A 12,344-nucleotide genomic window follows, 5' to 3' on the forward strand; every position below is an offset into this window, starting at 1 on the left:
TCGATCCGTCGGGGCTGATCGCGGCAGAACGGCTGAGCACCATGTTGCACATCACAAGGAGGTGAACCGGCACGTACGCTGAGGCTGTCGCGCGACGCTGTCTCCAAAAGCGCGCGCCTGGGCCGGCCCGCCACCCAGGCCAGATTGAGTGACATGGTCGAGATCCTCAATCGCGTCCGGCCGTGGGCGGGGTCGGCGCAGCAGGCTTTCGCCTGTACCGGTCACAGCCCCTGCCCTCCTTCGGTGACCAGACCGCCGAAGCTCTTGTCCGGGAGGGTTGCGCCGATGCTGTCCGGCGTTATCTGGACCGGATTGCGACCGGCGGTTACGCGTGAGGTTCACCGGACGGGTGTTCCGGGCTCATAATCCTCGCTGGTCTTTGTACTCCGTTATCAGGTGAAGGGGCGGCACTGTCATGGAGGACGGTTCAACCCGGTCGGTACACCCGCCCTGTATACGTCGCTTCGTATGGAGACAGCCTGGCTTGAAGCCCAGCAGGGTTTCCCGTTCAATCCCCAGCCTCTGACCATCTGCGCTTATGATGTCGATAGTGAACCCGTCCTTGATCTGTCCAACCCGTCCAGTTTTGGTGAACTCGGGATCTCCCCCGACACCCTTGCCTGTCCGTGGGAAGACCTTGCTGACAAGGGAAAGATGCCGCCTTCGTGGGAACTGGCAAAAACGCTCGCGGCCAGGGATGTGGCTGGCATCATCGTGCCGAGCTTCGCCCCGGCGCGACAGCAAGCGACAGAAATCTTGTCTTCTGAAAATGGTCAGACGCCCCACCTTCACGTGTCGTGATCATCGATGACGGGAGAGTCTGCCGAGAACTGTGGCGTCATGGTCGTAAGATACCGCCGGAGGAATGAGTCCCGACAGAAGGTTGAGCCGAATTGCTTCACGTTTGCATTCTACCTTACAGACACAGTTCGTATAAACGAGGCTGGAACATCTTTCGTTATACAACCAGAAAAATGCAGTGATTTACGGGTAATTTTCCCCGATATGGTTGTCGGCAATCGCTCCGTAAAACGAACCTCTCTGAGTCCCACCCATCGGCCAAGCGTCTGACGAACCTGTCTGATAATTTCTTCAGCAGAAGGTGATCGGACGAGACCAGAAATAGATACCACATAGGCGACCGGTCGCTGCCCTCTCAACTCATCAGGAACGGCAACCACAGCACAGGCATGAATCCCTGGGTGGGCAGCAATAATCTTTTCGATCTGCACCCCTGAAATGCGTCGCCCCGCTACCTTGATCACATCGTCAGAGCGTCCAAGCATGTGAACGGCACGATCTGCGTCGATCATGCCTTCGTCGAAGGTGCGATAATACGTTCCCGTGTCATCGAGGCAGGCGGTCGGAGCGCCGATCACCCGGTCGCTCCAGATGCCTGCCAGACAACCTGGCGGCAACGGAAGAGTCAGAACAATCTCGCCGCATGGCTCATCGGGGGCAGACGGGATGATGGCCGGATGAAATCCGGGTGCAGGCCGCCCGATGTCGTTCATGAGTGCGACGGATTCATGCTCCGGGAGACCGAAAAAATGGGCCGTGATGCTCCATCCGGTTTCGGTCTGCCACCAATGATTGACGACCGGCCGCTGGAAATATGATCGCGCCCAGTCCAGAAGCGTGGGGTCAGCATATTCTCCGGCGACAAACACGCGGGCTAGCGCGGGTAGTATCACCCCTGAAAGAGCGCGGCTTTCCTGTCGCATCAGACGCATCTGGATCGGGGTCGTGAACAGGCATTTCACCGCATGCTCGTGACAAAGCGACCGAATGGCCGACGCGGAGGGTCCGCCTTCCACGATCACACTGGTACAGCCGCTGAGCAAAGGCGCATAAACCCCGTAGGAATGCCCAACGACCCAGCCGAGATCGGATGTGGTGCAAAAGGTATCTCCGGGTTTGCAGCCATAAATAAGCTCCATGGACAGGGCGAGAGCCACCGCATGACCGCCATTGTCCCTCACAATCCCCTTCGCTTTTCCCGTCGTACCCGACGTATGAAGAATATACAACGGATCTTCGGATCGCAGCATGACCGGTCCTGCCGGAGTAGACTGCTCCAACGCATGGAAAGCATGGTCGCGCAGAGGCAGGAGCCGCGCCGGACAGGCATCCCTCTGCGTGATCACGCAAGCCTGCGGCCTGTGCGTAGCCTCAGCGAGCGCCTTATTCAGTGCAGCCGAAGAAGAAACCGCTGTCTGTCCCTGAAAGCTGCAACTGGCGACGATAATGACTTTGGGTGCTACATCATCAATGCGTCCGGCCAGTTCCGACCCGGCGTAACCGGCAAAAACCACGACGTGCACTGCACCTATCCGGGCACAGGCCAGCATGGCAATGACGGTCTCTATCATGGTCGGCATGGCGATCAGGACGCGATCGCCTTTTTCGACACCCAGGGACCGCAGGCCACCGGCAAACCCGGCCACTCTGTCCTGAAGTTCCCGGTAGGTCACGATCTGCCGTTCCTTCGTGGCACAGGAATGCCAGATCAGGGCCGCCTGCTCAGCACGACCGTTCTCGACGTGTCGGTCCACGGCGTTGTGGCAGGTATTGAGCGTGCCACCGGGAAACCAGTCGTGCCAGCCGTCTGGTCGCGTTTGGCATGCCAGTGTAGGGGCCTGCTTCCATGTGACGCGTCGGGCTGCGTCAAGCCAGAAAGTCTCGGGCTCCGTCGTGGCAGCCGCATACATCGCCTCGTATGTTGTCCATGGAAGCATGGCGTTTTACTCCGCTCAGGCTACAGGGACATCTTTGCCGGTGATCCGGCTGGCAAGCCATGCCGCGTCACGTGAAATGCCTGAGAACCGCCCCGATCCCCATGTGTGCAGCCAGGGCAGCCCGAGGAAATAGAATCCCGGTGCATCGGTCACGCCCCGATGCCAGATCGGCTTATTCGCCCCGTTGAATACCGGCACGTCAATCCAGCGGTAATTAGGCCGGAAACCGATGCACCAGACGATCGAGGTAATGCTAGCAGCTTTCAGATCGAGTGGTGCATTACTTCCATCGGGTTGCCATACGGGCACATAAGGCGCTTCTGTCGGCGCAGTGATGTCTTCGCGAGCAATATAAGCATCAATGGATTTCTTGATGTCGGCATTTGTCTTGTCTGCGTCATCAAGATTTCCCTTAAGATCAGGCTGGAAATGCGCCACTTCATCACGGATTGTCTCCAGCGCGCCGTGGAGGCCCACGCCTTCCTTTGCAAACTTCCGCAGATCAAGATCATGGCCTCCATTTCGGCCGGTGACATAATGATTGGTCTTGTCGCGTGCGCCGTCACGCAGGGGATGATTATCCACCGTCAGATCGTAGAAGTGCATGTCGGCAAGCCAGTCCACAACATCGCGGCCACGGTAGAAGCGCGAGACGCGAGGAGCGGAGCCGACGCAGAGATGCACCTTGCGTTTTTCAAGGAACAGATCCTCGACAATCTGGGCACCGGACTGTCCACTGCCCACGACCAGCACCGCGCCTTCCGGAAGCTGGGCCGCATTGCGGTAATCCTGTGAGTGGACCTGAAAGATAGAGGAATCAATAGCGCTGACATAACCGGGGATAACGGCGTCCTGATAAGCCCCGGATGCAATGACCACGTGCTTTGCACGCCAGACCAGATCATTGGCCACTACGCGATAGCCCCCGTTTTCATGGCGGGTGATGGACGTTACCGCCATATGTTCCTGTAGCGGCGGACTGAAGGAGTCGACAAAACCCTTTACGTATTCGATGATGTCCTGCTTCACCATAAATCCGTGCGGGTTCCCCCCCTGATAGGGGTGACCGGGCAGTTCGCACTGCCAGTTCGGCGTTACAAGGCAGAAATTGTCCCAGCGTTCGTCGTTCCATGAATGACAGGCTGTTTTGGCCTCAAAGACAACGTGCTCCACCTTTTCGCGGCAGAGATACCAGCTTAGGGAAAGGCCTGCCTGCCCACCACCCACAATAACAACGGGAATCGTTTTCTCGTTCTGTGCCATATGACTATTCCATATCAGAATTTGAATGACAGGATGCTTACCTGGGCATCGGGTCGATTCAGGAAGGGCGCACAAGCCTGCCTGATTACCTGGAGCTGTCCGAGGGCCCGGCTGCACGGAAAGCCGTAGCGTGCGCGCACCCGTTCACTGGCTTCGGTCAGAGCCGTATCCGCCTTTTGAAGAAACTCAGCGATGGGATAAGTCGTGCCAGGAGTGAAATGATCCTGAATGACCAGTGACGGGGAGTAACAGTCGATCTCCTTCCCATCCGGCCAGCGCACACGAAAGATCATTTCAGGCATGGTAAGCTGCTCCTGAAGCAGGGGCATCGACGTGCGGCATTGCCGCCAGACGTCGATACGCGGGGATGTGCCGTTCCGCGACAGAGCGCCAGTCGAAACGGCGGGCCGTTGCGGGGCCACTGATCCGAGAACGATCAGCGCTTCTGGCGCTCAGGGCGTCTCGCAACGCGCCAATAAGGGTGTCTGGGTGATCCGGCTGGCACCAGAAAGCCTCCAGAGTATGGAGATGTTCCGTAAAGGGGGGTGCATTCGGGACCACGACCGGAATTCCGCAGGCCAGAGCTTCCAGCGGGCAAAGGCCAAAACCCTCCGTCTGCGAAGGATAGGCCAGAACGGAAGATTGCCGGTAGAATGCAGGCATATCCTCATTCGGTATCGTGCCTGTGACGGTGACTGCGTCCGCCTGACCACTGGCCGCAAGCCGCTGGTCAAAAAGGCGACGATAGTCGGAATGATCCAGCAATGATGCTCCGCCGGCAATCACGAGCTGGAGGTCGGGCTCTTCCTGACGCAAAACCAGAAAAGCATCGAGCAGAGCAAGCGTGTTCTTGCGACGCTCAGTACCACCCACGGACAGAATGAGGCGGCCTCTTTTTGGGAACTGATAGCGCGCTCGCAATGTGGAATCCTGCAGAGTTGATTCCGGAAAAAATATTTTCCGATCCACGCCATTTCCGACAACAGGTGCATTGCGTCCATATTCAGCAAGGAGGGTTTCCTCCCAAAGCCTGCTGACTGTGAAAAGCTCAGTGGCAGCAGTAAGACCACGCGTCTGACGGGCCGCAACACCTGAATGAGAAAACCTTTCCAGATGATGCACCGTGCGGGCAAAGCCCCGAAGCCGACCTTCCTGTACAAGGTCCGCCAGCGCGTTCGCGCTGATGGGGTCCTGAGCATGAAGAACGTCATAGTCTGCGTTTCGAAGGCTCTCCCGGATTTCAGCCACGCGCAGCTCCACCAGCGCAGGAAGATCCTTCTCGGCCCGGGCAGGAATGCAAAGTGTGGTGCAACGCGGCGTGCGAAAGAAGCCATCGCCCGTGACATCGGGTGCGATCAGCGTCGCACGGTGTCCGGCATCGGACAGGGCTTCCGCCAGCGCCATGCCATGTACCACTCCGCCGCGCGGATTGGTGGAGTGGGTCAGAATGCCGATGGATAGACTCATGGAGCACATCCCATGAGCGGGGTCCGCCCGAGATCCCAGAAGGTTTCCGTCTCGTCCGCCCATGTGACATCCAGCCGCTGCGTGTCGTCGCATTGCCCGATGACGGCGGCTGCAATGCCTCGCCCGCGAAAACGGGCCATGATCGCCTCAGAATCTTCGCTGTGAGCCGTGAGCAGATAGCCGTAGCTGGGAAAGGCAGACAGCCAGCGTTCCATCGGCGCATCATCAGGCCGGGGAATGTCATCCAGTATGATGGTCATGCCTACGCCCGAGCATTCGGCCAGCATGAGGGCCGTGCCCAGCAACCCGGCCATGCTGATGTCTTTCGCGGCATGGCTCAGCCCGTCTTCGGCAATAGCGGGAAGGAGTTCGAGATCACCCCGCAGGCGAGATGCCTTCTCTGTTCCGCAGAGAGCAGAACTGGCATCCCAGAACGGATGTGGATCATGCCAGCGGCCCTGCAGGTCTATCGCGGCGATCAGAACCTCGCCTGCCTGCGCATCGAAGCTGGTCAGGAGGCGTCGGGCGCGGCCTAGGATCGACACCGACAGGGAGTTGTGGGTGCTTCGTATGTTGGTATGCCCACCCACGACAGGCACGCCATAGGTGCGTGCGCCATCGTGCAGCCCTGTCAGAATTGAAGCTGCCGCTTCCGAAGAGTCGCTCCACAGCGCATCGACCACTGCAACAGGGCGACCGCCCATCGCCGCGATGTCGCTGGCATTGACCATGATGCCGCAATACCCGGCGAACCAGGGCATGCCCCGGACGAAGCTGTCCTGAAACCCCTCGCTGGCCAGCAGGAGGTAGCCGTCTCCATCCGGGATCGCAGCACAGTCGTCACCAGGACGAAAGACGTCCTGACAATCACGCCCCAGGATCGCGACGGCTTGTGCAATATCCTGCTTGGCTGCGAGCCCGCGACCAGTACGGAGCGTGCGAAGCAGTGTGGCCAGTGCGTTCGCCATCATGCCACCTGCCGGCTACGCGGTTGCGGACGCAGTAGCCATGTCTGGTCGAACCCATGGGCCGGATAGCGGGAGAGATCAGCTTCCATGCCATGATGCGGCAGGTCATGCAGCGTGATGGTGCCCAGACTTTTCCAGTGCAGGCGACGGAAGAAAAGCACATTCTGTTCCTGCACCGTTGCCAGAAACCGGATGGCCCCAAGACCATGCGCCGTGCTGACCGCCATGCGGATCAGCTCTGCCCCGATGCGCCCGAGCTTGCGGTGATCGGCATGGACGGCCAGACGCGAACCACGCCAGACACCCGGTTCGGCTTCATGGATACGCACGGCCCCCACTATCCTGTCCGGCATCCCTGCCACGCAGCAGGCTGCGATGATGGGAATAGCCGTCTCGTCAATCGAATCCCGATCGTCATATTCAAACACATGCTGTTCAGTGCAGAAGACATCGCGTCGCAGTGCGTGGTAACCTGCGCGTTCCCACGGTGTCTGGGCGAGGCGCACGACATATTCCGTAGGTATGAACGGACGGTTTTCCATTTCTTCAAACATCATGGTCAATGCTCGTAAGCTGACAGGGAAGAGCACGCGCCGCAGCGACCGCATCCGGCACGGATATCTGTGGATTTCATGTTCGCGTCCCGCAGCATCCGCCCAAGCGGAGCCAGAACCGATTTCATGAAATCGGGTGAAGGCGGGGCGTGATTTTCCAGCGGTGTTCCGGAAATGGGCACAAACGGCACCACGAAGGGGTAGACCCCGAGCGCAATCAGGCGTTCGGCCAGTGCCAGAATATCTTCAGCGCTGTCGCCCAGGCCCGCCAGAATATAGGTGTTAACCTGCCCCCGCCCGAAGATCAGCACTGCGCTGGCAAACGCGTCCATGTAGCGATCGACGCTGACGGTGGCCTTACCTGGCATGATCTTCTCGCGCACGGCCTGCGTGGCGGCTTCAAGGTGCATGCCCAGACTATCGGCACCCGCATCGCGCAGACGCTGGAACCAGTCATGATCGCGTGGCGGCTCACACTGGACCTGAAGCGGCAGGTCGATCGCCGCTCTGATGGCACGGGCAGACTCAGCCAGTAAGGCAGCGCCTCGATCAATCACATTGGGCGTACCGGTCGTCAGCACCATGTCGCGCACGCCGTCCAGTTCCACGGCAGCTTTTGCAACTTCGGCAAGCTGTGCCGGTGTCTTGTAGGCAATGGTGCGGTCGGCTTCCAGCGACTGACCGATGGCGCAGAACTGGCAGGACGTGCGCCGGTCCACGTAGCGGATACAGGTCTGATGCACTGTCGTTGCCAGCGTGTCGCGGCCATGCAGCAGCGCGATCTTCCAGTAAGGAACACCGTCCGCCGTGGTCAGGCCATAGAAGCGTGGGGCCGCCGGAAAATGGATCGCACCGAGTGGCTGCCCATCACGGACCAGAGTGCTGGCCCCGTGCTGATCCGGCGGACTTGCCAGAAACGGCGAGCGGCGCGCTCCAGACGTATAGACCGGGACCATGACGGTCTGACCCGCAATAGTGATCGTCTTGTGATCTGAAGGGCCAGCCCCCCCTTTACGAGCGATGCCAGCGGTATCTTCACCGATCTGAAGTCCCAAGGACTGCAGGTCAGTGACAAGCTTGCGTCCTGAAAGTGTGCCGAGCGTTGGTACGGTCATGACGCAGCCTCATCTGAAGGAGTTAAAGCCGCACCGTCCGGGCTAGGTTCACCGACATAGCGAACGGTGCGGGTCGGGTGCCGGTCCTGCAACAGGCTGAGCAGTTCAGGCCGAGCGTAGTGTCCCACGGAATCCATCATCCGCTTGCGCTTGGTGATGAGAGCGAAATCAAGATCGGCAATCACCATCCCTTCGCCTTCCGTCAGAGGCGCGCCAAGCAGCTTGCCTTCCGGCGAGACGATGGCAGTGAAGCAGCCGCCACGCAGCGGCCCTTCCAGCGCCGGATCACTCGCTATTTCCGTGATCTGATGGTCCGTGAGCCATCCGGTGGCATTGACGACGAAGCAGCCGGACTCCAGCGCGTGATGACGGATCGTAACTTCCATCTGGTCGGCAAAGATCTGCCCCACCAGCGAACCGGGGAACTGAGCGCAGTGGATTTCCTCGTGCTGCGTCATCAGCGCGTAGCGGGCAAGTGGATTATAGTGCTCCCAGCAGGCCAATGCTCCGATGCGACCGACGGCACTTTCAACGACTTTCAGACCAGCCCCGTCGCCCTGTCCCCAGATCATGCGCTCGTGGTAGGTGGGCGTGATCTTTCGCCTTTTGAGCAGGATGTCTCCGGTCGCGTCGAAGATGATCTGCGTGTTGTAGAGGGTGCCGAAATCACGCTCGTTCACACCCAGCACAACGACCATGCCGGTATCACGGGCAGCCTCAGCCACCATGTCCGTGACCGGCCCGGGAATGATGACGGCTCGTTTGTAAAGTTCCAGATGCTCACTGCCCAGCCGGAAGGCTGGCTGGATGAACGAGAAATAGGGATAGTAAGGTACGAAGGTTTCAGAAAAGACCGCCAGCTTCACACCTTTTTCGGCGGCATCGCGGATGGCCTGACAGACTTTCCGGGCAGTACCCAGACCATCGTCGCCAAGGACGGGGCTGATCTGGATAGCAGCGGCGCGAACGATACGGGGCATGCTGGCGGTCCTTCCCGGTGGTCTTCAGACAGTCCAGGTGTCGAGAATGAAGGCGTTGTCCCGACGGGCGATGAGGATCAGATCCAGCACATCCTGAGGATTGATGGGCGTGATACCGGGGATCAGGGACTGTTCGCCGTGACCATAAAGTGCCTGAAGAGCGAAGCGACAGGCATAAACCTTTCCGCCTTCCTCAAGGATTTTCGTGATCTGTTTGTTGCAGTTCATATGACCCGGAAAGGCTTCGTCACCGAGGCGGGGGAAACCGCGCTGCACACCAAGTGTTACGCCCGGACCGTAAAGCAGGACGGATGTTTCGAAACCCTTACGGATCAGGCGCGTGGCCTGAAGCAGGTTTACGAACCCGATCGAGCCCTCAAAGGCGACCGTATGAAAGGTGATGAGAGCTTTTTCACCGGGTTTGGCTTTGACGTCTTCGAAAACCTTGTTTTCATAATCGACGAAGCAGTCACCGTCTTTATGAGGAGCGTGTTCGACTTTCGGCATGCTGTATCTCCCGTGTGCTGCGGTCGCCGGCGGGAGGCCGGGACTGACCGCTTTGCCGAAGCGAACGTGGCACGGGATAAATCTGTGACAAAATTTTGTATGGATATTAAAAGTGGTACAATACAATCAAATCAAACGATATGCCGCTTTCCTGCAAAGACAGAAGCATACAAAAATATTCCTGTTACCATGCAATTACCAGGCGCAGACGCAACTCATTGTTTTGCCGCCATTTTTATATCACGTATTCGTGAATGTAGTGCTTTCTTGTTTTTCCCGGAATTCGCATGCCGCCTTCGGAATTAATCGGTTTCGTCGGTTCCGAAGGCAACCGTCAGGTCACACAATGTCGGCAAAACCGGGGGAGCGTTTGTGCTGCAATACTGAAAGAACGCCATGAAGGGATTCATCAAGGCTTGCAGCATCCGGCGCGCTGCCGAGGGCAATACGTGCACGCTGAGGTGGTTCACCATTAATGGTGAAAACGGTGCTCGGGACGAGAGCCAGACCGCGCCTGCGAGCGTAGGCTACAAAATCCGCGCTGCCCCACCAATTTGGTAATTTGAGCCAGACATGCGGCCCATCGGGATTCATGCAATGCCCATCGCCAAGGACCTTGCGAGCAATCGACTGCCGAAGGCGAAGTTCCTTATGGATGGCATGGAGGATTGTATGCGCCTGGCCGGTCTGCATCCATCGTGCCGCCAGGGCGCTGAGCAGACCCGCATTGGTGAGCGCGATCGCCCGGATAGCGGCTGTAACGCGCCGGGTCATATCGGCATTGGGGAGAGCGACATAGGCGGTGCGTAATCCCGGACTTAATGTTTTGGCGAGCGTGGCAATATAGCTGACACGGCTATGATCAAGTGCAGCCAGAGCCGGGAGCGGGCTATCCATTAGCAGGCTGTAAGGGTCATCTTCGGCGATGTGCAGGTGGTGGCGCTGCGCGACCGCCAGGATGTCCTTGCGTCGTTGTAATGACATCGTGGCCGTGGTGGGATTGTGAATGGTCGGGATGCAATAGAGCAGTCGGGGATGATGTTCGCCGCAGACCCGATCGAGCTGATCCGGCATCATTCCTTCGACGTCACTGTCCACCCCGACCAAAATAAGGTCGAACTGCGCCGCTATTGTCCGGATACCCGGATAGGCGATGCGATCGGTGACAATGACATCTCCTGGCTGAGTGTGTGTGCTCACAATCGCCGCCAGCGCGCTTTGCGCGCCCGGGGAGACGAGAATCTCATCCGTTCGCCGCTGACCAATGACAGGGGCGATCCACTTCGCGCCAAGCTGGCGTTCCTCGATTGTCCCACCCGTCACCCGATAGGACATCAGGCTGTTCAGATCCTGCTGCTTCAGAATGGCTGTAATATCACTCTGGATAATGCGCTGAAGCGGTGGGTTCTGAGGGATGGGAGGAAGATTCATGGTCAGATCGACCACCGCAGGTCCTGTATGACGCCAATGGCTTTCACCTGCCCCGACACGGACGAAGGTTCCCCGCCCCACCGTCGCGTCGATGAGACCACGCCGGCGAGCCTCGGTGAACGCACGGGTCACGGTTGTCAGGTTGGTGCCAAGGTACTCCGCGATCGTGCGCTGCGGCAGGAGCCTGTCGCCTTCCCGCAGGTCGCCCTTGCGTATGGAAAGCGCCAGAGCGTCAACGAGCGTCAGATAAATGGCGTTGGAACTACGGCTGATCTCGTTTTTCCAGTGAGCCAGATAAGCGTAATCGGGCATGATTTTAGGATTCCATACATTCGGTGATAATCACTCGAACACACCCCATACAATCAGCGCAATCATTGTCCTTTAAAATATATAGCTGGTGCCACATCAGACCGGGACGGATGGCGAAGGACGCCCGTATGGATGTTTATGACTTCGAGCGGCAAGTCAGATGGCTAGTGCCGTCGACCAAACGAGGGTCTGTCCGCTTTTGGGCGTGGAAATAGCCGTTCAATATGACTGTTATGAAGGCGGGAACGGAACGTCCGGTTGCGCCCACGACGAGGCAAAAGGCGACAGAGGCTTGTAACTCCATAGGCACACATATACGCATCAACCGATGCTGTTGATTGTCGGAACCATTCGCCTCCCGCCGCAAAATCTAGAAGCCGCGCGCTCGGTTATGAAGCGTATGGCTGATGCCAGTCGCGCGGAGGAAGGATGCATCGAATACGGTTACGCCGAGGACGTGTTTGAACCCGGGCTCGTCCACGTTAAAGAGCTTTGGACCGATCAGGCTGCTCTCGATTGCCATTTTGCTTCGACACACATTGCTGAGTGGCGCGTAGCATGGCCAAGTCTCGGCATCGGCGACCGGAACCTGCGCGTTTATGACGTTGACGAGCCTCGCCAGACATAACTTTTCCGGTCTGCTGGTATTCTCTAAGCTGGTCAGGTGCGCCCTCAAGGAGGGCAAATCCTAATATGAGCCCGGGTTCGATAGCCTGAAAAAGCTGCGTCCAGACTAATTGCATTTTTTCTGTAGCCTGCGGCGTTAGTGCCCACAGTTGATTATCCTCCGTTTCCAGAAAATCAGCAACTGAGTCCGTATGTCTCGAATGAAGGCGGAAATTGCCTGTCTGCTCGTTTCATCCAGCAGGCAGGCACATTGACGGATAGGTTTTCTCTCAGAGTCTGTCCAAGATCATAGTGTTGTTTGACAGAGCTTTCTGACCATGAGCCTCACGGAAGCCCAGTTGAGGAAAGCGAGTGCGCTTCGGTTCAGGCATTCCCAGTCTTT

Annotated in this window: 13 protein-coding genes; 3 read left to right on the forward strand and 10 right to left on the reverse strand. The window is 58.2% G+C overall.

Annotated elements, in window-relative coordinates; all coding sequences use genetic code 11:
- The first annotated feature begins 182 nt into the window (after window positions 1–182).
- A complete protein-coding gene (locus GOB90_RS19345) occupies window positions 183–335 on the forward strand; it encodes an antitoxin Xre/MbcA/ParS toxin-binding domain-containing protein (RefSeq protein WP_261766009.1) in 153 nt (50 codons plus the stop codon).
- 61 nt (window positions 336–396) lie between these two features.
- The gene (locus tag GOB90_RS15880) at window positions 397–801 is read left to right on the forward strand and encodes an RES family NAD+ phosphorylase (protein WP_261766008.1); all 405 of its coding nucleotides are present in this window, start codon (window positions 397–399) and stop codon (window positions 799–801) included.
- Window positions 802–911: 110 nt separating this feature from the next.
- Here GOB90_RS15880 and GOB90_RS15885 read toward each other — a convergent pair whose 3' ends face one another.
- The 10 genes from GOB90_RS15885 to GOB90_RS15930 all read right to left on the reverse strand — a co-directional run bounded on the left by GOB90_RS15885 (window position 912) and on the right by GOB90_RS15930 (window position 11,335).
- Window positions 912–2,738, reverse strand: coding sequence for an AMP-binding protein (locus GOB90_RS15885; RefSeq protein ID WP_146891532.1), 1,827 nt, complete (start codon window positions 2,736–2,738; stop codon window positions 912–914).
- A 15-nt stretch (window positions 2,739–2,753) separates the two neighbouring features.
- Window positions 2,754–4,001, reverse strand: coding sequence for an MSMEG_0569 family flavin-dependent oxidoreductase (locus tag GOB90_RS15890; protein WP_146891529.1), 1,248 nt, complete (start codon window positions 3,999–4,001; stop codon window positions 2,754–2,756).
- 14 nt (window positions 4,002–4,015) lie between these two features.
- Window positions 4,016–4,303, reverse strand: coding sequence for an MSMEG_0570 family nitrogen starvation response protein (locus tag GOB90_RS15895; protein WP_146891526.1), 288 nt, complete (start codon window positions 4,301–4,303; stop codon window positions 4,016–4,018).
- A complete protein-coding gene (locus GOB90_RS15900; protein WP_146891523.1) occupies window positions 4,296–5,468 on the reverse strand; it encodes an MSMEG_0565 family glycosyltransferase in 1,173 nt (390 codons plus the stop codon). The genes GOB90_RS15895 and GOB90_RS15900 overlap by 8 nt, the downstream gene beginning before the upstream one ends.
- Window positions 5,465–6,439: a sll0787 family AIR synthase-like protein gene (locus tag GOB90_RS15905; RefSeq protein WP_173572142.1), complete on the reverse strand. Its 975-nt coding sequence runs from the start codon at window positions 6,437–6,439 to the stop codon at window positions 5,465–5,467. The genes GOB90_RS15900 and GOB90_RS15905 overlap by 4 nt, the downstream gene beginning before the upstream one ends.
- Window positions 6,436–6,993, reverse strand: a complete 558-nt coding sequence (locus tag GOB90_RS15910) for an MSMEG_0567/Sll0786 family nitrogen starvation N-acetyltransferase (RefSeq protein ID WP_373322037.1) — start codon at window positions 6,991–6,993, stop codon at window positions 6,436–6,438. Before GOB90_RS15910 ends, GOB90_RS15905 begins: the two co-directional genes overlap by 4 nt.
- Before the next feature lie 2 nt (window positions 6,994–6,995).
- Window positions 6,996–8,105, reverse strand: a complete 1,110-nt coding sequence (locus GOB90_RS15915) for an MSMEG_0568 family radical SAM protein (protein ID WP_146891516.1) — start codon at window positions 8,103–8,105, stop codon at window positions 6,996–6,998.
- The gene (locus tag GOB90_RS15920) at window positions 8,102–9,085 is read right to left on the reverse strand and encodes a Nit6803 family nitrilase (protein ID WP_146891513.1); all 984 of its coding nucleotides are present in this window, start codon (window positions 9,083–9,085) and stop codon (window positions 8,102–8,104) included. The genes GOB90_RS15915 and GOB90_RS15920 overlap by 4 nt, the downstream gene beginning before the upstream one ends.
- Before the next feature lie 24 nt (window positions 9,086–9,109).
- Window positions 9,110–9,592 (reverse strand): MSMEG_0572/Sll0783 family nitrogen starvation response protein, encoded by a 483-nt coding sequence (locus tag GOB90_RS15925; protein ID WP_146891510.1) that lies wholly within the window; start codon window positions 9,590–9,592, stop codon window positions 9,110–9,112.
- Window positions 9,593–9,931: 339 nt separating this feature from the next.
- On the reverse strand, window positions 9,932–11,335 hold the full coding sequence (locus GOB90_RS15930) for an aminotransferase-like domain-containing protein (protein ID WP_146891507.1): 1,404 nt from the start codon (window positions 11,333–11,335) through the stop codon (window positions 9,932–9,934).
- Window positions 11,336–11,663: 328 nt separating this feature from the next.
- Here GOB90_RS15930 and GOB90_RS15935 point away from each other — a divergent pair, with 328 nt between their 5' ends.
- A complete protein-coding gene (locus tag GOB90_RS15935; protein WP_146891504.1) occupies window positions 11,664–11,963 on the forward strand; it encodes a putative quinol monooxygenase in 300 nt (99 codons plus the stop codon).
- Window positions 11,964–12,344 lie beyond the last annotated feature (381 nt).

This window comes from Acetobacter oeni (genome assembly GCF_011516825.1).
Classification (GTDB): Bacteria; Pseudomonadota; Alphaproteobacteria; order Acetobacterales; family Acetobacteraceae; genus Acetobacter; species Acetobacter oeni.

Excerpts from the sequence above, each read along its gene's own strand:
- GOB90_RS15935 (WP_146891504.1), top strand. The coding sequence starts at position 11,664 with ATGCTGTTGATTGTCGGAACCATTCGCCTCCCGCCGCAAAATCTAGAA.
- GOB90_RS15890 (WP_146891529.1), bottom strand. The coding sequence starts at position 4,001 with ATGGCACAGAACGAGAAAACGATTCCCGTTGTTATTGTGGGTGGTGGG.
- GOB90_RS15915 (WP_146891516.1), bottom strand. The coding sequence starts at position 8,105 with ATGACCGTACCAACGCTCGGCACACTTTCAGGACGCAAGCTTGTCACT.
- GOB90_RS15895 (WP_146891526.1), bottom strand. The coding sequence starts at position 4,303 with ATGCCTGAAATGATCTTTCGTGTGCGCTGGCCGGATGGGAAGGAGATC.
- GOB90_RS15910 (WP_373322037.1), bottom strand. The coding sequence starts at position 6,993 with ATGATGTTTGAAGAAATGGAAAACCGTCCGTTCATACCTACGGAATAT.
- GOB90_RS15905 (WP_173572142.1), bottom strand. The coding sequence starts at position 6,439 with ATGATGGCGAACGCACTGGCCACACTGCTTCGCACGCTCCGTACTGGT.
- GOB90_RS15900 (WP_146891523.1), bottom strand. The coding sequence starts at position 5,468 with ATGAGTCTATCCATCGGCATTCTGACCCACTCCACCAATCCGCGCGGC.
- GOB90_RS15930 (WP_146891507.1), bottom strand. The coding sequence starts at position 11,335 with ATGCCCGATTACGCTTATCTGGCTCACTGGAAAAACGAGATCAGCCGT.
- GOB90_RS15920 (WP_146891513.1), bottom strand. The coding sequence starts at position 9,085 with ATGCCCCGTATCGTTCGCGCCGCTGCTATCCAGATCAGCCCCGTCCTT.
- GOB90_RS15885 (WP_146891532.1), bottom strand. The coding sequence starts at position 2,738 with ATGCTTCCATGGACAACATACGAGGCGATGTATGCGGCTGCCACGACG.
- GOB90_RS15925 (WP_146891510.1), bottom strand. The coding sequence starts at position 9,592 with ATGCCGAAAGTCGAACACGCTCCTCATAAAGACGGTGACTGCTTCGTC.